At 55.8% G+C, this 24,324-nt stretch carries 16 protein-coding genes; 5 read left to right on the top strand and 11 right to left on the bottom strand.

The window, feature by feature from the left end; translation table 11 throughout:
* Window positions 1-64 precede the first annotated feature (64 nt).
* The 5 genes from IEY38_RS19990 to IEY38_RS19970 all read left to right on the top strand — a co-directional run bounded on the left by IEY38_RS19990 (window position 65) and on the right by IEY38_RS19970 (window position 8,249).
* A complete protein-coding gene (locus IEY38_RS19990; protein WP_188980600.1) occupies window positions 65-1,852 on the top strand; it encodes a DEAD/DEAH box helicase in 1,788 nt (595 codons plus the stop codon).
* A gap of 67 nt (window positions 1,853-1,919) precedes the next feature.
* Window positions 1,920-3,947: a hypothetical protein gene (locus tag IEY38_RS19985; RefSeq protein WP_188980598.1), complete on the top strand. Its 2,028-nt coding sequence runs from the start codon at window positions 1,920-1,922 to the stop codon at window positions 3,945-3,947.
* Window positions 3,947-4,597, top strand: a complete 651-nt coding sequence (locus tag IEY38_RS19980; protein WP_188980596.1) for a restriction endonuclease — start codon at window positions 3,947-3,949, stop codon at window positions 4,595-4,597. Before IEY38_RS19985 ends, IEY38_RS19980 begins: the two co-directional genes overlap by 1 nt.
* Before the next feature lie 1,531 nt (window positions 4,598-6,128).
* A complete protein-coding gene (locus IEY38_RS19975) occupies window positions 6,129-7,268 on the top strand; it encodes a single stranded DNA-binding domain-containing protein (protein WP_188980594.1) in 1,140 nt (379 codons plus the stop codon).
* Window positions 7,269-7,802: 534 nt separating this feature from the next.
* Window positions 7,803-8,249: a hypothetical protein gene (locus IEY38_RS19970; RefSeq protein ID WP_188980592.1), complete on the top strand. Its 447-nt coding sequence runs from the start codon at window positions 7,803-7,805 to the stop codon at window positions 8,247-8,249.
* A 331-nt stretch (window positions 8,250-8,580) separates the two neighbouring features.
* On the opposite strand, the gene IEY38_RS19965 is transcribed toward IEY38_RS19970, so the two are convergent.
* From IEY38_RS19965 to IEY38_RS19915, 11 genes are all read right to left on the bottom strand, one after another.
* Window positions 8,581-8,946, bottom strand: coding sequence for a hypothetical protein (locus IEY38_RS19965; RefSeq protein WP_188980590.1), 366 nt, complete (start codon window positions 8,944-8,946; stop codon window positions 8,581-8,583).
* Between the two features lie 1,112 nt (window positions 8,947-10,058).
* Window positions 10,059-12,278: a type IV secretory system conjugative DNA transfer family protein gene (locus IEY38_RS19960; RefSeq protein WP_188980588.1), complete on the bottom strand. Its 2,220-nt coding sequence runs from the start codon at window positions 12,276-12,278 to the stop codon at window positions 10,059-10,061.
* Window positions 12,275-13,012 (bottom strand): relaxase/mobilization nuclease domain-containing protein, encoded by a 738-nt coding sequence (locus IEY38_RS19955; protein WP_188980586.1) that lies wholly within the window; start codon window positions 13,010-13,012, stop codon window positions 12,275-12,277. Before IEY38_RS19955 ends, IEY38_RS19960 begins: the two co-directional genes overlap by 4 nt.
* Window positions 13,009-13,482 carry a hypothetical protein gene (locus tag IEY38_RS19950; protein WP_188980584.1) on the bottom strand — a complete coding sequence of 158 codons (474 nt, stop codon included), beginning with the start codon at window positions 13,480-13,482 and terminating at the stop codon, window positions 13,009-13,011. The genes IEY38_RS19955 and IEY38_RS19950 overlap by 4 nt, the downstream gene beginning before the upstream one ends.
* On the bottom strand, window positions 13,479-13,856 hold the full coding sequence (locus IEY38_RS19945) for a hypothetical protein (protein ID WP_188980582.1): 378 nt from the start codon (window positions 13,854-13,856) through the stop codon (window positions 13,479-13,481). The genes IEY38_RS19950 and IEY38_RS19945 overlap by 4 nt, the downstream gene beginning before the upstream one ends.
* A gap of 5 nt (window positions 13,857-13,861) precedes the next feature.
* A complete protein-coding gene (locus tag IEY38_RS19940; RefSeq protein WP_188980580.1) occupies window positions 13,862-17,116 on the bottom strand; it encodes a VirB4 family type IV secretion system protein in 3,255 nt (1,084 codons plus the stop codon).
* A complete protein-coding gene (locus IEY38_RS19935; RefSeq protein ID WP_188980578.1) occupies window positions 17,116-18,825 on the bottom strand; it encodes a hypothetical protein in 1,710 nt (569 codons plus the stop codon). Before IEY38_RS19935 ends, IEY38_RS19940 begins: the two co-directional genes overlap by 1 nt.
* Window positions 18,826-18,827: 2 nt before the next feature.
* Entirely contained in the window at window positions 18,828-19,658 is an 831-nt protein-coding gene (locus tag IEY38_RS19930) for a hypothetical protein (protein ID WP_188980576.1), read from the bottom strand.
* Window positions 19,655-21,721 (bottom strand): hypothetical protein, encoded by a 2,067-nt coding sequence (locus IEY38_RS19925; RefSeq protein ID WP_188980574.1) that lies wholly within the window; start codon window positions 21,719-21,721, stop codon window positions 19,655-19,657. The genes IEY38_RS19930 and IEY38_RS19925 overlap by 4 nt, the downstream gene beginning before the upstream one ends.
* Before the next feature lie 9 nt (window positions 21,722-21,730).
* Window positions 21,731-22,186, bottom strand: a complete 456-nt coding sequence (locus IEY38_RS19920) for a pilin (protein WP_188980572.1) — start codon at window positions 22,184-22,186, stop codon at window positions 21,731-21,733.
* Between the two features lie 532 nt (window positions 22,187-22,718).
* A complete protein-coding gene (locus IEY38_RS19915; RefSeq protein WP_188980570.1) occupies window positions 22,719-23,957 on the bottom strand; it encodes a Cdc6/Cdc18 family protein in 1,239 nt (412 codons plus the stop codon).
* Window positions 23,958-24,324: the final 367 nt, after the last annotated feature.

Genomic DNA, 24,324 nt, shown 5'->3' with positions numbered 1-24,324 from the left:
CAATCGAGGTGACATTCCCAGCCACAACTTATAATTCCACCTAATGATTCTATATCGTAATTAGATGGCAACAGACGACCAATCGCTCGTCGACACCACTTTCGAGTTAGAAGACTCCCCCGACATACTCGATAAGATCGGCACATCGACTGACGAAGATCTTTCAGACCATCTGCTTAATATCGAAGCAAACCGACTTTCAATCGCACAAAGCCAACAAGAGCTACAATCTCTCGAAGAGATTTCGGATCAAGTCCAGCTGCTGGAACATCAACTGGACGCCGCACATCGAGCTTTGTTCCAGATGGACGGAAAAGCACTATTTGCAGATGAGGTTGGGTTGGGAAAAACGATTGAAGTTGGGATGGTGCTGAAAGAGATGGTGTTTCGTGAGGCTCATGATACGTTCTTAATCCTCACACCAGCACAGCTCGCGACGCAATGGCAGAAAGAGATGCGTGAAAAGTTCGGACTTGAGTTTGTTTGTAACTATGATGATGGGTTCGAAGGTTTTAATGAGTATGATAAAATCGTGGCCAGCATTGACACTGCAAAGCGGGATTCCTATGCCAACGAGATTCAGAAGCGTTCATGGGACGCACTAATTGTCGACGAAGCACACTATCTGCGTAACCAAGACACCAACCGCTACGACTTCGTAGACGACATCGAATATCAATATGCCTTTTTCGCTACTGCAACACCCGTTCAGAACGACATTACAGACCTATATAATGTGACAAATCTAATTCAGCCCGGGCTGTTTGGCACCGAGAGTGAATTTGAACGGCGATATCTTCCGAACGACGATTCCGACGGGGTGCAAAATGCTGCCGAACTGAACCGCCAACTTCGGTCAGTGATGATTCGTCACAAGCGTGGGGACACCGCGATTGATTTCACCGATCGCCAAGTGCGGACAAAGACATTCAAACCCAGTCGGCAGGAGCAATCCCTGTACAGTGCTGTCACAGACTATGTAAAAAATCACTACTCAAAACAGGCCGGACAGCACCTCGTAATGCTGATGCTGCAGAAAGAGGTTGTGAGCTCACCGTGGGCGGTTCTCAGTACTGTTGAAAAATGGTTGGACGGTGATGGACGAGATGTGCGAGGTCAAGAGCGCGATGAGCTCCTCTCAATTGCAAAGCAGGCACGGCAAATCGACCGAACCACGAAGCAGGAGAAGCTCTTGGAAATTATCCGTAGTGTAAACCAGCGGATGGATACTGGTCGGACAATCGTATTTACCCAATTTCGCGCCACACAAGACGCTATCGTGGACGCGCTACATGCAGGCGCTGGCGGCAACGATGTCCCAGTACACCGTGTGAGCGGATCATTGTCAAGCGAAGAGAAAGACAACCAGATTCAGCGATTCAGGGAACGTGGGGGTGTCCTCGTCACCACCGACTCAATTAGCGAAGGTCGGAACATTCAGTTCTGCAACGTGATCATCAATTACGATCTCCCTTGGAACCCGATGAGCGTTGAGCAACGGATTGGACGCATCGATAGAATCGGTCAGGACCGAGACGTCTACGTATACAACCTCGCGTTGGAGGGGACGGTAGAAGACTACGTTCTGGAAAAGCTTTACGGGAAAATCGACGTTTTCCACCAAACTGTCGGGGGGCTAAAGGAAATTCTCTCTGAGCGAGAGCAGTCCAGTGGGCAGTTCGAACAGGAGGTCCTCCAACAACTCATTGAAGCCGGCTCAGAGCAAGAACTTGAGAATAACTTTGAAGACATGGCTGTTGACCTCAAAGAGGACAAAGAGGCCGCAAAGAAAGCTCAAGAGTTTAACGAAGAAGTGTTCGACGGCTTTGAGACAGGAGATAACAAGGCATGACCTCTAGATATCTCTACACAAATTATCTGCGGTCACAGATTCTGAACGCTGTGATGCGGAGGGACGTATGAACTCAGAAGTAGATACTTCAATCCTGAATAGCGTCAATATCAAGCGTTTCACAAAGACAGTACTGGAAAACTACGGTGCAGAGGTTGACGAATCTAACAGTGCAAAGTGGCAGGTCACATTCCCACGTGAACTCGCTAACCGATTGGACCGTGAAAACGGCACCCTTGTATTCGACCCCGCAGATCGCGAATTAGGCGCTGGTGACCTGCTCGTCCAACCAGGAACGCGTGTGTTTTCAGCGCTCCTGGATTTAGTGGAGCAACCGGGCACAGTTGGACAATTGCGTTTAACTGAAGACGAATTACAGGTCAAATCTCCATTAGTACTGCAAGAATCGTCGTTGAGTGTGAGCGTCACTGATTTCAGCAAACGAACATCCGACTTTGCGCTGGCGTTCCATTTCCAAGTGCAGTTCGAGACACCTTCATCGTTCCACACTGAGGAGATGTTTTCCGTGACGGTTGACCCAGAGAACGGGGCTCGGCTCCCAGACCTTACTGCCCGGCTCACGGCACATCTCCCGCAACTCCTCCAACAGAACAACGAACACACCGCACGCGATATCTCCCAGAGGAAGGTTCAACAGGCCTTTGAGGAAGCACAGCAGGCGGTAATTGACCGCTCGAGGCCTATCGTCTCCGATATTCGCGAAGAGGCTGATGAGACTGCGGGCGAACGGATAGCTGAAATTAGTGACTGGTACGAACAACGCCGGAGCGAGCTTGATAGCCAGATCAGTGAGCAAGAGAAAGAAATTCAAAAATGGAAGAAAAAGCGCCGAAAAGCGCGAAAGGATGAGACGCGTCGCAGGTACATCAAGAACCGAAAGGAAGCTGAACAAGAGTTAGAACAGCTCAAGGGGGAGGTACAGGAGAAAAAACGCGAATTAGATTCAGAGGAGAGTCAAGAAATTGATGAAGTAATCGAACGGAATGAGGTCGACATTGATGTGTCATTGCTCGGCGTCACCGAAGTCACGTATGCCCGTGGCACACTGGCACTGAAAATAAAATCGTCACACACTGAGCAGAACATTGAAGTGTCGTATCTCCCCGCTACCGATGACTTCCAAGGGTTGGATTGTGAAGTCTGCTCACAAGATCTCACCAATGGAGTCCTACCACAGTTGTGTGTGAATGGGCATCTCGTGGGTGATCCATGCGCGACAACCTGCCGTAGTTGCGGGTTATCGTACTGCGACGCCTGTGAAAGAGATTCTACATTCTCTGAGTGCGAAATTTGCTGGGAGCCCGTGTGCAGCGACTGTCGGCAGACATGCTCATCCTGTAACTCACCGATCTGTGCTGACCACAGTGAGGTATGTCAAGCCTGTGGCGGTACAGAGTGCCGGTTGTGTGGTGAAGCATGCGATACCTGTGGCGAATTCCACTGTGACACGCATCTAACGCACTGCACAGACTGCGATACCTATCATTGCGACACTCATACTGAGTCCTGTGACCATTGTGGATCCACTCGTTGTCAAGCGCACGTCAGACAGTGCAACGAATGTGGAGATAGCGTTTGTTCCGACCACGGTGATGCCTGTGTCACGTGCGGTGACACTCTCTGCGATACCCACATCGAGTACTGCACACCGTGTTCTGATGAGTTAGAGCAAACCGGCCGTGGTTTCTGCAGTACGCACGTAGTCCACTGCTCAGTCGGCAACGAAGCCTTATGCAGTGAACATCGCAACATGAAAATCGTCGGCTCCGGGCAGGTGTGTGAGTCCCATCGCAAGGTTTGCAGTTCCTGTGACATAGCTTACGCCAGCAACGAATTAGATGACGGATGGTGCTCTGCCTGTCGTTCAATAGGTGAGACAGACACTGAAAAGATTCCAAAAAATGTCGTCGAAGAGTTTCGCTCAGTGAAGGCTGGAAGGAACGAGAGGTACATGGTGATTCTTGGAAAGCAACTGCTTGGCCGCAACAAACTGATCGTATTTGATATCCAATCTGACGAAGAAGCTCATCGACACAGCGCAGGGATGCTAAAACAGCTTATTTGGGATTATTAATGACCGACCAGCACACTCTCAAGGACCAACTCCAAACTTCGGACTCACTTGCGGAATTCTTAGAGACGACTGACGCATCTGTCAACGCCCAAGCACAGGCGCTCATCGAAGACCGTTGGGACAGAGAGGTCCCTCATGGCCGCGCCGTCGCGATTGTGCGTGAAGAGCTTGAACGAGTTACTGCCTACGATAGCATTTCAAGGAATTCGTCTGCTCGTTCCCCCCGGTACATGGATCTCACCGATCTGGAACTTGTTTCTGGATACGAGTTCGAACACATTCTCGCCGAGATTCTTAGTCGAGTCGATGGTGAAGCCCAGGTCACCGAAGCTTCCGGTGACCAAGGCGTCGACGTCGTCTGGTTTCGTGAATCGGAGACAGTCGGCATTCAAGCAAAAGCTTACGATAAACAGAACCCGGTTGGTAACAGCGCAGTTCAAGAAATATACACCGGTGCCACAGTGCGGAACCCAGAATACGAATTCGATACTGCCGCTGTAGTCACCACCTCACAATACACCAACAGCGCTAGAGAAGCCGCCGACAACTCAGACGTCACTCTCTACGGACGAAAGCAGCTACAAAAATGGCTCGACGATGCCGAGCTAGATGCCGACGGTATGGGTAAGATTCTTGCTGAAATACGGTAGTTTAGTCTCTAGATAGCATTCCCACTCTACTATTCGATGATTTAACCTATCTTTGGGCGTCAGCCTCGACAGCAGTGATTGCTTATCGAAGTTCACAGAGGCTTTCGACATAGTCATTCAGTGCCTGAGAACTGGGTGGGCTCTCTGAGGATTAGATACTTTGGTCCGATCGCTGGACTAAACGGTGCTTAGACAATCCAGACTTTTCCAGCCAATTCATTGGCCTCACTCACCGACTCAAGCTCGATAGCGACGTTAACTCGATCACCAGATTCGTAGGTCCAAATCTGGTCCACGATGATGACTTATGAGAGCGTTTTCGGCTAGTCTGATCGTCGCCATCCCTTCTGTTTAGTACTCCCCGACGCAGAAGACGCCCACATTGAGACCCCGACCACGCTTAGAGACGCAAGGGACACGACTGCACTGCGCTGGCAGTTGACCACTTGCAGCGTGGGGCAGACAGCCGGGCGAAACAGACGGACGGCTGGTGGATAACAGCGTTGGGCTGGCAGGGCGGCTGAGAACGCGAGAGACGAGCGTGTGTCAGCGTGGGACTGACGGGCCGGGCAGGAACGGATGGCTGGCTGGTGTGCGCTCTGCCCCCGGGCAGCCGCCACTGGGCGGCACTCTCGCTCTTTCCGAAGCCGGAACGGAGAAGGGACGAAACGGGTCCAGATTGGAAGGATCGCGTGTATGGCGGGGGAAGGGTTCTGGCATTGCTATGTCTGGAGTCGAGTGGTGTGGCACTCGTGACGGTCTAGGGGGAGGCAACAGTACAGACAGTAGTAATCACGGCACTGCTAGCGGCGGAACTCGTAGCACTAACTTCGGAGGTACTACTGACTGCTATGAGACTGCTGGGGCATGCTGGACTGGAACCACTGCAAACAGTATCGCGACGACGAGTGCGGTGTCGGACCAGCACACCTTGAAAGCCCCACGCCGCTGGCGGTCGCTCAGCGACATATCCTCACTCCGTTCGGATAGGGGCCGCTGAACCGACTCCAACAAGCGCCAGCGGCGTGCCCCTTTCAGTCCCACCCGACTACTGCAGCACAGCAGTAGTCGACGCACGCGTCAGAGTCGCGCGCGGTCTGGATGAGGAACCCTCGCGGCCGGCGCTCCCTCGCCGGAACGAGGACGGTCGCTGCGCTCCCTGTGTTCCGGGCTGCTCACTCCGTTGCGCTGCCGGGCTTTCACCCATCCGGCACTCGCTTGGCCGCGCGGGATGCTGGCTCACCGCAACCGCACACGATGGGACCGCCTGCCGGGGTGTCAAACCCACACCGCTCTTTATATACCAATTTCCCTCAAAGACGAAAACTCAATACACCGCTTAGAAACCATTCAGACACCCGAATATTGCACTTGAAACAATCCATTTTGTCCGTTAGCTTTAGGTTAAATGCACCCGTGTCATTAAGTACGGAAAGGCACGACGCACGCGGCGCTCACGAAGCAGTTTCACGCCGCAGAAATCGGGTGTTACAGCACCCGACAAGTGTCTTTCCGTGGTGCCAGAAAGACAATGTACGCTACCAATTCCAGCGGTAAGAAAGCATCGGCAAGCAACCAGACGGTTACCCTTTCGGCCCACGTTGAGGGCGGTCCCGAGCAACTTCTAGAGCAGGTCGCAGAGACCGAGAACGGCGACGAACTCGATTTCCGGATGAACAAAGGGAGCGATAGCCGTGGCAACTACTACGCCCGTCAGGAGGAGGCATACGACTGGACCCGCTCGACCGAGGTGGGGCCGGACCGATACTTTGGCGAAACTCTGGAACAGCAAGAGGAGCGCCACGCACGCGAGGCCGAGCAAGCCCGACATTCCGAGGTCGCACGCGCTCACGTCGACGGTCCCGACCGCGAAGCCTCGGCTCGCCAGCTCACCGAAGCCGAGACGGAACGTGCCGACGGGTTCCGCTCGCCGGCTGACCCCCGGCAGTGGATGGACCGCGACACGCTGGCCCGAGTCAACCAGCAGGCCGCAACGCTCGCAGACAAGACCAGTCTGTCGCAGGCCGCGGCGGGCCGCCGACTCGCGGCCCTAGTCTCGGGCCAGATGGGCGACTGCAACGACCTGTATGAGGCGTCCTTTACCGTGCTTGCGGAAGCCCGCGACGAACTGGAATCACCCACGCCAATCGCGGATGTCTCGCCCTACGGCTACGAGTGTACCGTTGAAGGCGAAGTCACCCACATCATCGAGGAGCCAGACGCCCGCAATCAGTACCAAGTGCTGTACCTCGAAGACGACGAGGGTACGAGCGCGAAGGTCACGGTCTGGGGCAAGTCCATGCACGGCGGCGAAATGGTCCGCACCCTCCACGAAGGCGACCGGGTGCGAATCTCCGGGGGCAAGCCAGACGAGTATAACGGCATGGCGACGGTGGCAGTCACGAGCGACACGCTCATGTGCATCATCGAGCGCGGCGACGGTCCCGCGCCCACCGGACACGCTGGCTGTGCTTTTGGCACCTCCGGCGAAAGCCGAACGGCGGCGTCGTGGGAAGCAGAGTCGGACACCCACCAGTGGGCCAACGAGCGGGACACTGACCGCGCGGTCGCCGTGACTCTCGGGAAGGCTCGCTGTCCCGAGTGTTCGGACCTCTTCGACACTGAGCATGGGGTTGCCACCCATCGCGGTATCGCCCACTCCGCAGACTGACGCCCGATAGCGCGGGCGTCACCCCATCGAGCGGGGGCTTCCTCGGGCGGTGCGACGGTGCTCGCGCACGCGGCCTCGCCGCCGCCACCGGCGAGCCGGGCGGCGGCGAGACGGCCGCGCGCACGGACTGGAGCGCCACCGCAACGGCGCGTCGACGTGGGTCAGTCTGGCGGTGGCTACGGGACCGCTGATGTTCTGGTGTGTGCGTAAGCGTGGGCCAGCCGGCCCGGGAGCTACTGGACTAGATGGCAGGTGGAGCGTACCAGCGCGCGACGCCACCGCCAGACTCGCGATGCTCGTCTGTCGTGTCCTCGTTCGCTAGCGCTCACTCAGACGACGGGGCGCTGCGCTCGGCGCTATCGCGCGTCTCGCTTCGGTCCATCGTGCCTGCAGTAGCGGGCGCGATCCCGGCCTACCACCGGGATGGGGGCGGGAACCACTCTTTCGCCAGTCTGTCGCTTGTCTATGCGTTGGCCTGCGAAAAATCGGCTTGCACGGCACTTTATGACTTCTCGTTTACATGTAGAGGGCATAATGTCAGCTAACAAGCCGGCTGAAAATCCAATCGAGCAGCTGACCGCAGATGAAGAAGTCGAACGAATCCCTCACCCAGAGTCGAACCAGTACGCTGCTGCGTTTCGCCTTGACGTCCAAGAGACAGCCTACAAGCTCGTTACCCACGATGGCAGTGCCATCCAGGCATCGTGGGCTTCCGCGGAATGCAGTGCCTGCAACGAAAATGAAGATTACTCTCCGGAAATGGGTACGCCAAGTAGGACGGCGCAGAAAAGGCGGAAACGCGCTAACTGCGAGCACGCACAGTTCGCAGCGGACGCCTTCTCTCTTGACTCAGAGGGGGCTTGCGGCGACTGTGGCGCGTGGGCGATCTCTCAGAACGCCCTCCCACATCCAACGGTTTCTGGAGCCATCGCATTAGTCGAGGAGTACTGTGCAGAGTGTGGTCTCCTTCGAGCGACGTGACCAACTGCCGGTTTCTTCGCTGTTCTAACCAACAGAACCGGTGAAATCCCGGACGGTGTTGGTTAGTCGGTGTCTGGGCCCGGTATCCCAGACGGTACTCAGCTTCAATTTTGTGTGGCCGCAGCCAGGTGGCGGCCAACTCAGGGCCGCCGGGAGGTGGTATTTCAAATGGGAGAGGTTCAATGTCCGCGGTGTGAGGAGACGTTCAACACTCGGTACAATCCCGTGAGGTTTCGCGCGGGGTCCTTCTACGACTCAGAGCGAGATGAGGAGTACGATCAAGTCTGCGAGGGCTGTCATCGAGATCTGGTAGACAAGTAAGCCGAGTCGCCTACTCCGCAATTTTTTCGTCGACTGGGTCAGGGATTGTCCCGAGCTCCATCTTCAGTAGTCGTTCTGACTCATCAGTGTGGGTGTCTTCCTCGATCAGGAAGGCTTCGACGGTTTCCCGATCACTGTGATACTGGATTGCTGTCTCGTACCCATACCGGGTGTTCACACCCGGTGCAGTGCCGTGTTTAACACGAACCAAGAACTCGCGATCTTCCCATGTTTTAATGTTCACTGACCGCGGTGCATCGAGTTCTCGCCGGGCAATGTCGATCACTTCATCGACGACTGGCCCAATCGCTTCGATACTCGGAATTTGACGCTGGTTGGATGGCTGTTGCTCTGGGGAAAGGTGTGGCTGTGACATGAGAACAGTGCGATTCAGACTTGTCCGTCATCGCTCAAAAAGCTCCGGGTAGGTAGGGGGACCCAGCTGGCATCTGGGGAGAGCAGTCCCACGGACTCACGGCTATGTCGCAGGCGTGGGTCTGCCGGCCGGGGCGCAACTGAGGCTGGTAACTGGTGGGTCGTGGCAGCGCGCGACGCCACTGACAGACTCGCGATGCTCGTCTGTCGTGTCCTCGTTCGCGTGCGCTCACTCGGACGACGGGGCGCTGCGCTCGGCGCGTCGCGCGCCTCACGCCGGTCCAATCGTGCCTGCAGTAGCGGGCGCGATCCCTGCCGAGAACTGTCCGGGTCCCGGCTGAATACCGCTCTAAATTACGATAGCTGAATTCGACGAAAGCAACGTGAGTTTGAGCTGTTAGGATTCAGATACAAAGCTCCGGACAAGGTGGTGTGGACCTCAGTCAGTGAGTGGCGAGTTGTGCGCCATGAAGGCTCGGAGCGAGTGCAACTCGAGCGTGGGTCTGCCAGCTCTGGCTCAGTTCGGATGGGACCGTGACCGGCGTGGCGCTGGACATCGGTGAGTCGGTCACTCGCGTGACTCAGTGAGATCGGACGGCCTCATGTGAGGGCTGCCCACTGTGTCCAAGTCACGATGGGGGTCCCGGGTTGTGGGATACATATCCTTCTCCTAATAGGTTCTCTTGAAGGGGTGAGTCTGCCAATCTTCGCTCTGGTAGGATTCCGCGATCAACCACCTACTTCTATGTTCTATATCTTATGAATTTTTGCTTATGCTTCTCGCGCTCCCGCCGGGATATGCACGGCAAGGTAAAGAGTGTAGTCTGTGTCGGATTTTGCACGATTCATACCCACGCTGTCTTGCGATTTTGCGATAATTCACTGTAGAGTTTGAGTGATTCACCGTGATTCAGATCAGCAAATAACCGCCGCCGTCTTGCGATTTCGTATATAGATAGGTCGGAATAAAGTAACTTCAATTTCTCTGATATAATTGGAATACCGCAGTCTCGACAGTACCCAGTTACCAACTTGAAGAGTAGCACCACGACGTCACAGAAATAGAAATGTATAGAAATTCTTAGGTTTAGAAGGCGGGCTAATTGATATGGGTTACATGAACTCAGATGGTCTATGTCGCTCCTCTCTTGACTCAGTCTCGTCCCGATCTTCACTCTCGTCAGTATCACCCTCCATATCTGATTCATCGGGTGATTCACTCTCTTCTTTCTCAGCAGGCTCCGTCACGTCACTGTTGGGATCTGTGGTCGGATTGGGTGAGTCGTCCCCGTCGTTATCGGGCAACTGCTGGCCCTGATCTGAACCACTAGATAGATCCTCTGAATCTGATAATTCTGTGTGATCTTCGTCCGGAGACGTGACAGCAGTGTTTGTTGTTGTCTGGTCGAGTGGGTCGCTCGAATCGTCGTCGCCCAACCCATCTGTCGCGTCGACAGTTGGTTCGATGTCAGGGTCACGATCTGGCTCACTGTTGTTGGAGTCGTCGTCTTCAGTCTCATTGTCCGACTCACGAACCAATTCCCCGAGTTGCGACTGAGCGAGCGCGAGCCAGCTATCATGATCTTCCAGTTCGGTGTCGTCCTCGGAAGGTTCTGGTTCCGAACTGCCCGGTGACTCCGCACCCTGTTCCGGGAGACTATCGCGAATATCCGCCAGTTCGTAGGACTGGCCGTGGACCCACGTCGTCCGAGAGACGGCAACGCACTCGCCGGGCTGGAAGTCTCGTAGCAGACCAGAGGTGATCGGCGTCTTGTCCTTCTCTTTGTAGGTGTCCCGAGCCTGCGTCCGTGGGTTCTCTCCGCGCCCTTGGTGGCTCATCGAGACCATCTCCGAGCGGTCGTACTGCCGACTCTCGCCGAGTTCGTCGAGGATGAAGTCCGTCGACTCAGTGTCACCCGGACCGAAGTAGACTCCTTGCGGGCAGTTGCCGACAATCCCAGAGATGGTACTGTACGTATCCTTGAGCTGGCCGATGGTTTGGACGCCGACCAGTGCGCGGGCCTTGTGTTTCCGTCCCCGGGCCGTCAGGTTCGTTACCTGCGTGAGCGCCGGCAGCGCGTCAATCTCGTCGAGGATGTGGACCGTCGGATTCGAGGCGTTCATCGAGTAGCGGATCGACCAGTCTACGAGCAGTTGGTACATCGGCCCGAGCGTTTCCAGTTCCGTTGGGTTCGAGTCGATGATGAGGACTCGGCCTTCCGGGTTCTCGATGTACTCTTGCAGCGAGAACTCCCCGTACTCCCCGAAGTCGCCAGTGAAGACAGGGTCGACGTTCTCCTTGATCGTTTGGTAGACGTTCTGAGCACCTTTTCCCTTGTCAGGGTCGATGTGGCCCGAGTCCAACCGGTCAAACTCATCGAGGGCTTTTTTCAGGGCAATGTGGCCCTCGTTGAGCAAGGAGACGATATCGGCGTGGCAGAGCGCATGGCGGCGATTGTTCTTTTTCGCACTGAGATGGAGATACATCAGCATCTCTGCGAAGGTCTGTTTGGCGGGCCGGTGGAACGGGTCGTGGCCGTCGGCCTCACCGAAGATCGCGCCGGCGACCTCACGGAAGTCTGACTCCGAATCGGCGTCCTTGAAGAGATTCCAGACCACATCGCTATCTTCGTGGCGGATGCGCTGAACCTCGAAGCCCAGATCCTCGTAGAATGCTTGGAAGTCCTCACCAGTATCGTGGGCGATGACCGCCGTGTTACTGTAGTATGGGAACTGGTAGGCCAGCAGCTTCATCATCGACGTCTTCCCGCTCCCAGTCTCGCCAACGACGGCCGTTGAGACATCTTGATCGAGCGTGAACGGCATCTCAGCCTCGTTGTGTTCGTGAGACACCTCTTCCAGCGGGACGACGGACTCTCCGTCGTCGTGGTCCCACCGGTTCATCGCGAGCATTTCCGGCGAGGTCCGACGGAGCAGTTCCCCAGAGAACACGATGCCGATTGAGATAGCATACAGGATCACCGTCGTCGAGTACGAGAGCATCGGCAGCGACAATCCGGGCACGGTGAAGTCAGCGAACAGTGTCCCGACCGAAATCGCAGCCAGAACATGTGCGAACGGGAACAGCAGTGCGACGCTGGGGGTCTCGATAAGCACGTCATAGAAGAATGCCGCGCTAATCAGTCCGAACCCGAGGTAGATGTAGCGCCACGCCCAGAACCGCTTCGGGAGGATCTTGTCGCTATCGACGATCATCGGCGGGAACAGCAGCATGAACCCGGCCCAGACGAACCCAACGACGTTGTCGTACTTGAGACTATTCGGAACCTCTCCGGAGCGTTGTCCTGGTGGCGCAGAGGAACTCGAACTCACTGCCACCACCCACGCTCACGTTCGGGGGCGGCTTCGGGTTCGCGTTCAGGTTCCGGTTGCTCTTCTGGTCTCTCCCCAGCACGCTCTGAGAGTGGCTCAGTTTCTCTCTCAGTGCGCTCGTTCTCAGCCGTGGGCTGTCCGGCTTCCTTCTGCTGACTCTTCTCAGTCGCCCGCTTGAGCGCTTTTTCCGCTTCGGGATTCAGCGACAGTTCTTCCTCGTGGTATTGTTCCCGTGCTTCTTGATCCACAACCCGGCCAATGTCCTCCGGGGCGTCGCGAGCGGCAGCCGTTGGGTCGCGTGTTCGAGCGGGTTCTTCAAACGCGGTTTCCGCCCGTTCACTCATTTCCCGGATATCTTCTAAATTCATTTCCAGTTCTGCCTGCTTCCCAGTGGCTGCGACATGTGCGTGAGGAAAGTCTGTGTTCTGGTGGACAGCGTACACATAGTCGGTTGTCGGCTGGCGAGCAAACTCTTGATTCATTACCTCCCGAGTGTTGGCCTGAACCTCTTCTGGGGAATATTGCCCAGTGGGATCTGGTGAAACGATCAGGTGCCGCTGGAATCCGAACTCTCGACTCTTGTCGACAAATTGGTCCACCTCTGGGTCCGACAGTTCTCGTCCAGCTGGGTTCCGAAGATCGACTGTCGCACCCGCATCCTGTTCGCGATCACGCCGAATGTAGTCAACAAGGTTCCCTGCTCCGCTCTGCTGATAGTCCGTTTCTACAATCATGCGTCATCACCCGCTGAGTGGGCGGAACTCTGTCCATCTTCGACGCTACTACCCTCCCTCGCTGGAATCGCCTCAGACTCGGTGTCAAGCTCCTGTCCAGTGAACCTTTCAGCAAACTTCATCGCAAGTTGTTGCTCGGCAGTAGAGTAGTCGTCTTTAATCAGCTTCCAGATGGAGATAAGATACGCTGTCCGCACTCTCTGGATGTGCCGTATTTCTTCGAGTGTTTCGGACTCAAATTCGTCCAGAGTATCCTCCAGTTCCTTCTTCAGAGAGTCCAGAATGACTTCTATCTCGGTATCAGTTCCATACCGGTCGTACTGACGCTCCCCAGTCTCACGGTCAATATGCTCCTGAAAGATCTCACGACCATACTCCGAGACTGACTTGCCTTCCTCATCGGCAAGTTCTTTGAGCCATTCTTCCTTTTGTTCGGTCGTATAGACCTGAATGACAGTTCTATCAGTCATTCTTGACCCTCCTTGTTACGGACGTTTGCAACCTCTTCCTGTAGTTTATCCGCCGCTTCCTCCATCGCAATAGCACGCTCCTCTGAGGGGTAATCCGTCGACACCAAATCCCAGAGTGCCACTTCATAAGCCAACTCTTCAGTTGTCTCAATATCTGCGGCCTTGCTCACTTCCTCTGTCACACTCTCGGCGATCTGTTCCAACTCTGGCTGAACACCTAATTCAGTGGCACGCTGATCCTGCAGCTCACGGGCAATGCGCTGCTCCGTAGCTTTCAGGATATACTCCGATAGCCCTTCATCTACCTTCCGAGCCTGCCGTACTATCTGATCTCTCTCTTCTTCACTCAGCCGTAGCGAGATGACATCACTCATATGAATCACTCCGTACTGTCAAACTCCGAGTTCTCTTGCGACTCGATACCACCATCGGCGATAACTGCATCCGGCTCTGCCTGGTCAAGTGCTACAGACACCACGTCCACCAACTCGTCTTCGCTAAGATCATTGAGGACGTGTTCAGCCTTCTCAGGCGACAGTCCGTGATTCGTTAGCTCTTGCTCGACTGCTTTGGAATGGACGAACTCTTCGAAGTCAGCAACGTGGGGATCAACCTCGTGAGCAACAACGTCCAGCGCATCTTCCGCATCCGCGTCGAGGTCGATAATCTGCTTCTCTTCCCACGACGTCTTGATCGTCAACGGATAGTCGCCGTGTTCGTCGACACGGACTAGCGCTTGTGAATACCCCTGTCCGTCGCCCAGTGACTCTTTCCCGGCTTCCGCGTGCTGGATGTAGGACTGCTGTTCACTCGTTAGTCCAGCACTTTTCGCGGTCTCATCACCTAGCTCTGGCTCGCGGTGATGTACCTTGATCGGACACATCCCCGCAATTTCCTCAGCAGCGCCCTTGTCCTCGAACTCTGAGAGGGTCTGGGACAGCATCACCAGCCGCAGTCCGGCGTGGCGCTGATGGCGGGCAATCTGATTCAGCGACTCCAAGTTCGCGTCGTCGTTGAACAGATAGTGGGCCTCGTCGATGATGATTTCCACCTTCTGTTCCATGTTCTTCGCCTGCTGGTACAGCGTCGACAGCAGCAACTGCATGATGAACGACTGCTTGCCGAGGCCGCTACCCGAGCCTTCGACCTGCTGGAGATCCAGATAGACAGCCTTGCTACTGTCATCAATCAGCCGCAAGTCAGACTCTTTCGAGAGATTGCCGAACGTACTCCCCGGACGGAACGGATGCAGCGCAATCGAGAGTTCGTTTGCGTACTGCTGAATTTTCTCCTGAGAGGACTCCGTCGTTGCTCCGGGGAACATTCCCGGGTCCTCTTGAAGGCGGTCAACGACCTCCAAGAAGTCACTCAGGTCCGGCGAGTTCTCCGGCGTGTGCGTCGATGGGTCCGCTGGGTCGATATCGGACTCCGAGAATATCTTGTCGATCAGGAACGTGATCAGGCCGCTGTGCATCTCCAGATCGACATCCCGCGATTGCAGGAAGTTTTCGATGACCCCGTACACTTCGTCTTTCTTAGCTGAGACGGGCTGCATATCCGGAGACTGTTCGAGCACATGGTCCGGCGTCGGATGCATCTCACACGGGTTCAACGGCGTCTCGCCGCTGATTGTGATCGTCTTTGCATCCAGCATCTTCGCACTGCCGTGCATATCCCCGACCGGGTCGACGTAGATCTGCTTGACGTCCGACCGCTTTTTCAGCATCCGCATCGCCCGAGCCTGCGTACCGTGGGTTTTGCCGCCGCCGGGCATTCCGGTCACCAGCTCTGAGTGGCCGGTTTCCAGTTCCCACGGGTCGATCAGCAGCGAGGAGTCGTTGTGCCCGTGCAGTCCGTACTCAATGCCGTCGTCCATCCGCAGGTAGTTCGACGAGAACGGGAACAGCGACCCGAGCGCTTCCCCGGTCATCGACGAGAGCCGGTTCTGCCCGAGTTCGTTCGCCCCGATCGGCGAGACTGTCACCAGTCCTGCTTCCTGCCGGCGAGTCGTTCGTTTGACCCCGCAGTTCGACGGCGAGTCTCGCAGCAGCGTTTCGAGCCGGTTCGTTTGCTTTCGGAGTTCCTCTTCGGTCTCGGCAGTCAACCGGATGAACGCGCCGACACGGAACAGCGACGTGTGGTTCCGCCGGACCATCTGCCGGATGTACTTTGCCTGATTGACCTCCTGTTCGATATCTTCAGCCTCAAGTTCGCCCTTGTCGTTTTGCAGCATCTTCAGCGACGAGATCCACTCTTTCATCACCGACACTGCTGCATCCGAGTCATATGGATCAACGTAGATTGAGACATCCACCGCAAGGTCCGTATCCAGCAGCAGTTGCTCCAGCATCCCACTCGTCGGATGCTCCGGATACGTCTCGATCCAGAAGCAACGAGTGTAGGTCTCTTGGTCGATCAGGGCGTGCTCGGCTTCCCATTCGATATCTGTCGGCGCGACCAGCGACCGGTGGTTCTCTCCGGGCCGGTGTAGCTGGGACACGAAGTCCGTTTCATCGACCTCGTAGTCGGTCCCGCCAACGTCGTCAGTGTCCATGCCCTCCGCAGCGTCGTGGGCTGCAGCACCCTCGCCGTGCTTGATGAGTTCCCGTGCCGAATACGTCACCGGGGAGACGGAGGCCGCCTCTTCGTACTCACGTTCCGACCGGGTTTCACAGGCCCAGTAGTCCTCAGTCAGATGTGCCAGCTCGTGCGGGCTGACCGACCGACTGCGGCACCGGAACATGTTGTTGACTGATCTGTCGACAGTCTGGAGCCGGTCATGCAGTTTCTTGGCCTTGAATTCCTCTCGCTCGGCATCGGTGAGCGTGTCGCTGTCGAACCGGCCGAATAGTCGGCCAATGACCGGAATCCCAGCCAGATAATCCGTGACAGAGTCACCTTCCACTTGGAGGTCGTGGATATCGTCGTCGGTCACCCAGACGATGATGTAGTACTTGCGCTGGATCTCGGTTTCAGTCTCGACACTGCCGCTATCGTCGGTGTAGCGGTTGACGAACTCTGTCAACACCCCGCGGAAGATCGAGTGGCTCTTCGCGTCAGGGTCTTCGAGTCGGTCGATGTGTGCCTGGATGTGGGATTCGTTGTCGACCTCTGCCGTCGTGACGTGGAGTTTCGCTCGCCCAGTCAGCGACTCTGACAGGCGTGTGAGTGACTTGACGGCTTTGCGCCACTTCTCATCATCCTGCAGGGCCATATTCGCGGGCTCGACCTCAACTGCCCCGAGGTATGCTCCGTCGACGCGTTCAATCCCGTGGGGCATGATCCGCTCAAGTCGCGTAACCTGACGAGTGTCCTGATTGCCCTGCCCGTGAGTGTACTGGCGCTTTTTGACGAGCCAAAACAGTTTGACTCGTAACCACTCAGTCAGTCGGTAGTGGTCCGGACGGACTTTATGCAGGATGTACAGGAAGACCTCAACGACCGCGGCGAGAGCCAGTGCTGGGAAGAACAGCGCTGCTGGCACGAATGGCATCCCCATTGCGACGAGGAAGCCAAACGGCGGGATGAGGAACAGAATGAGTTCCCCCAGCGTGTAGTCCCCCCAGAAGTTGGTTGTATCTCCGAGAGATTCGTGAATGATGTTCGTGTTGTATTCGTCTTGTGCGTCAGTCATTAGTCGTCGTCCTCCCGGTGGGGCAGGCCGTCGCGGTACACATCCGGCCCTAATACATCGTCATCAGTCGCAAACACGTCCTGCAGCGAGTCATACGACTCAGATCCATCGGACCCACTGTCGGTGTCGGTCCCGGTTGCAGCACTGTCCTCGTCGGAGAATGGCGGGTTCGAGCCAGACTCGTAGACTCTGGTGTCGCCGGAGTTGACCTGTGTCTGGCGCTCGATCTTGGTCTGAGGCTCCAGTTCTGTTTGCCGCTCAACCTCTGTCTGGCGTTCCTCTATCGGGTCAGCGTCGCTATCGGAGTCTCCAGATGGAGCACTCCCATTGCTGGCATTGGTGAACCGGCTGTCAAGGGCACTTCCGGCAGACGCGCCATTGGACCCGCTGCCCCCACTGACGGGGGCAGTGGAGCCACCTGAACCGCCTGAACCACCGGACCCGCTGCTACCACTGCCCCCAGAGGGCGGGGCGGAACCGCCTGCGCCGCCACTGCTTCCGCCACCACCGGAGCCGTTGGTCCCGCTTCCACCGCTACCACCGCTCCCGGAGCCACTGCTACTGGAGCCGCTCTTCATGCCGGCTGGGTTGGCCGCCATCTGACGGTGGACCATTTGGGCACCCGTAGCAGCACTTCCAACGCGTCCTTTTGCGGCGCTTGAGGCGGCTCGAATCGTGCCACCCGTGGCCATCGCTGCGCCGGGTCCACCGACCGCTCCAGCGCCGGCTGTCGCCGCTGCGCCAGTGGCCGCCGCACCCACCTTGAGTGGCTTTTTGCCACCGGCAAGGGCCTGCTCGCTGAGTTGAATCGCAACGCGGCTACTGCGCTGGATGAGGACCTTCTGAGACTTTGCCGCCAGATATAGCGTCACGAGGCTGATAAACAGCGACAGGTCGGAGGCCAGTCCCCAGTTTGTCGCCTCGAAGCTCATCCGAATCAGGATTGCAGGCGGGATGCCCGCAGCGAGGACACCGGGGTACGCGCCGGCGATCTGCTTCGCCAGTCCCGAGAAGCGGTTCAACGGCCAGACTTCCACCGCCCAGAACGTCGCGACCAGCGGCATCGAGAGGGTCATCAGGAAGACCAGCAGCCACCGGGTGATGAAGATGAACGCCGCCTTCAGGTAGACGTACAGCCCTACCACGATGAGGACTATGAAGATCCCCAAGTTGAGTTCCGCAATTTGCTGGGCTGAGCTAATTAGGGCAACAGCCTCTGCCTCGGTATGTCCGGAAGCATAGATTTGACGACCGACTGCATCGAAGAACTGGGTTCCAAGAGAGGCTACTGGAAGCCAGAAGAACAGCGAAAGAAAGGCAACGCCGAGCCGACGCAGGAGCTTTTTCCGAATGACCGGGTTCATCGACCCGTATCTGAGCCCGATCATCGCCAAAACAGAGAACTGGAGACCAAGTGCTAACCCAGCAATGGCGTCGAAGTATATGTTCGAGATTAGTGAGTCCCAAGGGGCGTTAGTTGCAGATTCAAACGCAATGTCAACAGGGGCTGACGAGCTTGGTCCTTCTGGGGCGGGTGTTCCCACCATCGGATCAATGAGCCACTCAAAGAACCCCTCAAAATATTCGGTTATGTCCGTTCTGAGTTCATTGAGGAAGCCGCTGATACCCGATGTGATTGCCGACGAGAGTTCGCCAAGAACCCTCTCGACAATTTCCTCAACGATTTCCTCACCAATGCCTGACTGCATTGCTACGTCTCCGTCTCGGTTGAGGTTTCGGTGATTTCTTCAGGAGTACCAGCTAGGGATTTTTTGCACCCCTTTGAGTTATCATAGCTAATCGTTTGAGTGAGCACAACTGGAGCACTCCAGAGGAATTCAACAGTTAGTTTTTCATCTCGCTCAGTTGTTTTTTCAACCTTCACACAATTAGCCACTCGATCATTAAGCAGATATGTGAATTCGACAATACCGGTTTCGCCCGGCTCTATTGGTTCAAACGGATCGCTGTCTTTGTTTTCTCCGTTGAGGATTGTTCGAACCGCCGCACCAGTTCGCTGTCCCACATTCTGGACAACCACTCCTAAACTGTCGTCACGAATTTCTTCGTGGTCAGTTCCAGGAACAACTTCCTCGAGTTCAAATGTCGTGCCCAGTTGGAGTGGAATTTCAGTTTCGACGCCATCTCCACGGAGGTAGAGTTTGTGCTGGCCCCGTGGCAGTGGCTCATTCGAGTCCTCACCCTCTGTTAGTGAGAGGCGTGTCCGGGTTTCGCCGGAGCTGAAGTAGTCGCTGGAGAACTCTCGGCCAGACTCTGTGATGATGCTAACCGATGACGGCTCGATCTCATCGGTCACAGCCACTTCCAGAGCCAATTGGCGGCCGTTCTCGACAATCTCAATCGATGTTTCTTCGATGTAGTCGGACTGCTCTTCTGGCGGGCTGGCGCTTCCGCCGTCTCCGCCACTGTCATCAAACAGCCCGCCACTGCATCCTGCAAGCGTGGCAAGACCCCCGCTGAGGAGTCCAAGCACGGTTCTGCGGTCGATACTGCTATTTCGTGGTATATCTTGCTTTGTCATGGATTATACCAACCGATGAATTTGCCTCTCATCCAGACGTCGTAGCCATACAGTACCAGCACAGCCGGCAACAACGTCAGGAGCGTCACTACAGCGAGGTCGATGAACTCCGAAAGGTCTGGAAGATCCACCTCATACGCAACGCGTTCTTGCGTGTCCCGAACCGGGACAGCACGCCCTTGCTCCCACCAGATCTGAGTCGGACGATACGTGACTATCGCCGAGGAGACTTCACCCTGGTCGACGGTGACCGTAATCTCGTCATCGGCAGAGAGCGACCGTTCGACCCTGGACTGTCCCGTTGCGACAGTGACGTTCCCTGCCGCAATCGGGAAGCCAGCCTTCGGGTTGACCCTGACCAGCAGGTCCGTCGAGTTGTCGGTCGAATTGACGACCTCAGAGGTGATGTTAACCTCCCGGATTGGCGTCGGGTTCGTCGAGTCCGCTGGCTGTTCGATGCTGTTCCCACGGACGAGCCCACGGATCTCGAAGTTCTCTGTCCGGAGTTGTTCCGCACTCCGAATCGTGAACCGATCCGCAGTCGTGAACGACTCCGACCGGTTGACCCGAATCTCCGGTGGGAGCGTGGTCCTGTTGGTCGCGTTCGCCGTCGTATTTCCCGTCGCGTTCATCGGATACGTCGCTTCGAGCGACGGGATGAGCCGCCAGCCGTCGGAACTCTCGTTTTGGACGCGGTTGACCGTGACTTCTGGACCTTCCGTAGCCCGGACAGCGTGGGTTTCAAGCGGTCGTACGGGCGTCGTCGTGTTCGCTGACCAGTTTTCCCAGCCGGGCGGTGAACGAGTGTAGAACCGCCACTTGCTCCGGACCTCGTATCCGGCGTCGAACTGGACGCTCTGCCAGCTGCCGGGAATTACAGTCCCGATTCGATAGTCGTCGGTCGTGGCCCCTCTGCCGTTCGGAACGACGCCGGGCTCGACGACCATCTCCCGCTCGGAGAGATTCTCTACTTGGACCGTCCGTGAGTCCGTGACCGTCAGTTCGTACTCATCAATCTCGTCATCGTCAATCTCCGAGAGATTCATCGAGATCGTCGTCACCAACTGGAGTTCAGCCGTCCCGTTGATCTGGGTGTAGTTGAGCGTGGGCTGGGCGGCAGTGCTGTTGTCCATTGCAGTGCCGTTGGCATACAGCGTCGTACTCGTCGACGTGTTCACCACTCGGAAGTCGTCCTCGAAGAACTCCGAAATGTACACCCGGTAGTCGTGGATGGCACGAACGGTTCCGTTCGGACGGACCAGACGCGTTGTGCCAGACTCGCGATGGACAACCGTCGATGGTTCGACGCTAAAGAACGTAACATAGGCGTCACGAATCCAGAGTCCAGAGCGAGTATCCGTGACGTTCACTGGTTGCGAGGAGTTCTCGATACCAGTCCGGAACGAGTCGTGTTCGGGCCGGTTCCACAGCGTCGTGTTCGATGGCTCGCGAGAGAGCATATCTCCCGTGCATGAGGGCAGAACAGCCAGCGTGCCGTTCTCGGCCTCGGCCCGGTCAGCCCGTGTGAGGTCTGGATGATCGGGGTCGCCAGACCACAGCGCACGGAAGAACGTGTGATTGTGGTTGTACGACCGGTTCGGAGGCACGACGCCTGCCGTCGCGTTGTCCCCGACAGAGGCGTTTGCTGGTGGATTCGAGGCATTCTCGTAGCACGAAACTTTCGCGCTGAGGTTCTGCCTTGCTCCCATTTTGACGGACCTATTCACTTCTGTCTGGTTCGTTGCTGGCCCTCGGTCAATGGACTCGTTACCCTCGGTTTCGTTGGCTGCCGTTCCGTTGGCCGCTGGGCCTCGGGCACTGGACTCGTTGGTTTCAGTGTTGTTCGCTTCCGTTCCCTCTCCGCTGGAGCCATTCGGTGCGGTGGCGTTTTGTTGAAGTACCCCAACGCCACCGTGGCTCGAACCGGTGAGGGTGTGTCCCGTCGCCCGCTCAGTCTGGATCTGGGCCGGGCCGGTAGTCCCAGACGTAGGCCCCGCAGCTGCGGCTGTCGAAAGCAGCGAGCAAAGGGCCGCAATTACCAGCAATGAGCGGAGTGAGGGCATTGTGTGGCCTTAGAATGGCGTCACGCAGTCCGAGAAGCCGAAGCCAACGTTGTTCCCGAACTTCGTGATGAGTTCTGGAGCCACGATTGCCAGCACAACAACGCCCAAGCCGACGAGCGAGAGGATGAGATCCCGCCGGGCCTCGTTTTGCTGGTTTGGGTTGCCCGAAGCCCGCATGTATGAGAGCCCGCTGCGGCCGACGAAGACCATCGTCGCCGGCAGGCCAAGGCCAGCCAGAGCCCCAAAGACGACGTTGACACCGTCTTCGACAGCAGTGCCACAGTATATATTCCCGACGTCGGTCTGGCCCATCGCAGAGCCAGCAAACAGCGTGAGGATCAACAGCAACTGCGTTGCCGGTCGCACACCAGGAGTGAGCCACGCTGCAGCGAACTGGCGCTTTGCGCGAGCGTAGAGAGTTGATTGTGAGTTCGATTCGTTCGATGCGTTAGTTCGTGTTGACATGGATGTCTCTATCTGGGTGGTTTGGTTGTCCACTGATTCCCCACCGATGACCCGCTATCGTATATTATATTGAATTACATACATTTGAGGTGAATACCATACTGAATTCACCACCGTGTCCTGACAGTGGAATGAACAAATAACTTGTGCCTCAAATGGACATTACTACTGTATAATACTTCGTATTATACTGGGTTACCTACTCGTATGCTATTGGTTGATTTTTAATGCATACTCAGACTAGTCTGTAAGCCGTGATCGAGGCTAATTATTAGAAATCTTATACAGTAGCCCAATCTAGAACATAGACTATATAGTTGGTAATAAGCTCGAAACTACTGTCCAGTATCTGAAAGTAAATATCATCGACAGACGGAAGCAAAACTCTACGGCATTGACAGCCACGGTGGAGACATCCCGGTCAAGACGGACCAGTCAGCATGTCTGACGCAGACGATTACACATTGATAAAAGGGCAGATTGTTTTCCAATACTAATAATTTCAGACGTCTAAACAGCTCTAAAGAGGTATTTAGTAGTTCGTAATACTCGAGTTCTGTGCTGATGAGACGACGATATCGATGACATCGTCAAGACGGCTAATTGATTCAAGAACTTCGATAGTCGTCCCAGTATCAGTACTCATCTCCCAGTAGTACTTCTCGCCGCCTTGACCGTCGCCTGTGCGCTTCTTTCCGTCAATTATTCCAATCATGTCCAACTCAAGAAGGTGGTCCCGCATCCGGTCGAAAGCTAGCTTATTGACACCAATTTCCGAACAGAGATTTGAATACTCAGAGTACACGCGGCGCGTTCGGGCTGGTTCGTCGCCGTCAACGGCGACGGAAACCATGGCCGTGAGCGTCGCCTGATCCTGAATCGTAAGTCCATTGATGCTCTGAGTGATGTATCGTTTCTCAACGCGCTCTTCGGCCTCCCGGACATGATCGTCGACGATGAGATCATCCGAGTGATCAAGCGCAACCTCACCGGCTTCGTAGAGATAATCAATTGCCTGGCGAGCAGAACCCTTGTCCTGCGCAGCGAAGGCAGCACATAACGAGATAGCCGAGTCATCGACGGCCCCATCAACGAATGCACGGTCAGCACGTCGCGAAAGAATCTGCTGGAGTTCCTCCGAGTCATACGCGTCGAACTGGATTACTGAGTCATATAGTGAGGATTTGACTTTCGGGTCCAGATTCGAGAGAAATGTAGAATCGTTTGTGATCCCGATAATCCCGAGCTTAGTGTTTTTTACGTCGCCCTGTTTTCGGGCGCGAGGAATCGAGTAGAGAATGTCGTGCTTATCGCCGATTGAGTCAACTTCGTCGAGGACAACCACGACGATCTCTGCGAGGCTCTCAAACACATCGAACATCATCTCAAAGACCTTGTGCTGGCCGTGGCCATGCGGGTTCTCACCCATGTACTGTTCGACGATATCGCAGGCAACTTTATAGGAGGATTTGTGGTTAGCACACGAGACGTAGACCGTATCTACGTCGAGATTCTGTTGGTCAGCTCGCTGTTCAAACATTTCAAGAACGTGCTGTGCGGTCGCAGTTTTTCCTTGACCAGTCTTTCCCTGGAGAAACATGTTCTTTGGTGCTTCACCGCGGAAGGCCCGGCGAAGTCCTCGGATTATTTCATCTCGCTCGGAAGCTCGTTCAGGAACGGATTCCGGCGTCCAGTGTTCATGAAGAACCTCTTCATCATCGAAGATTTCTCCGGTGGCCCAGACATCGTCAAGATCGGACCCATCACTCATGTGCCTACGATTCGTGTGTAATTCGATAAATCTTACGTCGTGCATGTCGCGGACCACTCCCATGTCGTCAATGTCGCCGCACACACCCCCGTGTCGTCAACTCTGTTCAAGAGTATAATCGATGCGTAGAGGCCCACACACCCCCATGTCGTCAACTCTGATAGTCGGCAAAGCACGTCACGACCACTAATATCCAAACAGGTGAGAGTAGGGCAACGACATGAACAGACACACACCCCCGTGTCGTCAACTCTGGGATGTTGAGTGAGGGGAGGGGGTAAAGCTGAACTGAATATATGTATCGCCCAAGATGAGTGAATAGAGACCGTTGAGAGATAGTTCCCAAGAATAAGAGATAGAGTAGGAA

The organism is Haloarcula sebkhae (genome assembly GCF_014647415.1).
GTDB classification, from domain to species: domain Archaea; phylum Halobacteriota; class Halobacteria; order Halobacteriales; family Haloarculaceae; genus Haloarcula; species Haloarcula sebkhae.
Note: the sequence above shows the minus strand (reverse complement) of the source record. Positions and strands in the feature narration are given on the sequence as shown.

Coding starts and splice junctions, on each gene's coding strand:
- IEY38_RS19985 (WP_188980598.1), top strand. CDS start 1,920: ATGAACTCAGAAGTAGATACTTCAATCCTGAATAGCGTCAATATCAAG.
- IEY38_RS19920 (WP_188980572.1), bottom strand. CDS start 22,186: ATGTCAACACGAACTAACGCATCGAACGAATCGAACTCACAATCAACT.
- IEY38_RS19955 (WP_188980586.1), bottom strand. CDS start 13,012: ATGATTGTAGAAACGGACTATCAGCAGAGCGGAGCAGGGAACCTTGTT.
- IEY38_RS19930 (WP_188980576.1), bottom strand. CDS start 19,658: ATGACAAAGCAAGATATACCACGAAATAGCAGTATCGACCGCAGAACC.
- IEY38_RS19965 (WP_188980590.1), bottom strand. CDS start 8,946: ATGTCACAGCCACACCTTTCCCCAGAGCAACAGCCATCCAACCAGCGT.
- IEY38_RS19970 (WP_188980592.1), top strand. CDS start 7,803: ATGTCAGCTAACAAGCCGGCTGAAAATCCAATCGAGCAGCTGACCGCA.
- IEY38_RS19975 (WP_188980594.1), top strand. CDS start 6,129: ATGTACGCTACCAATTCCAGCGGTAAGAAAGCATCGGCAAGCAACCAG.
- IEY38_RS19925 (WP_188980574.1), bottom strand. CDS start 21,721: ATGCCCTCACTCCGCTCATTGCTGGTAATTGCGGCCCTTTGCTCGCTG.
- IEY38_RS19980 (WP_188980596.1), top strand. CDS start 3,947: ATGACCGACCAGCACACTCTCAAGGACCAACTCCAAACTTCGGACTCA.
- IEY38_RS19935 (WP_188980578.1), bottom strand. CDS start 18,825: ATGCAGTCAGGCATTGGTGAGGAAATCGTTGAGGAAATTGTCGAGAGG.
- IEY38_RS19990 (WP_188980600.1), top strand. CDS start 65: ATGGCAACAGACGACCAATCGCTCGTCGACACCACTTTCGAGTTAGAA.
- IEY38_RS19950 (WP_188980584.1), bottom strand. CDS start 13,482: ATGACTGATAGAACTGTCATTCAGGTCTATACGACCGAACAAAAGGAA.
- IEY38_RS19940 (WP_188980580.1), bottom strand. CDS start 17,116: ATGACTGACGCACAAGACGAATACAACACGAACATCATTCACGAATCT.
- IEY38_RS19945 (WP_188980582.1), bottom strand. CDS start 13,856: ATGAGTGATGTCATCTCGCTACGGCTGAGTGAAGAAGAGAGAGATCAG.
- IEY38_RS19915 (WP_188980570.1), bottom strand. CDS start 23,957: ATGAGTGATGGGTCCGATCTTGACGATGTCTGGGCCACCGGAGAAATC.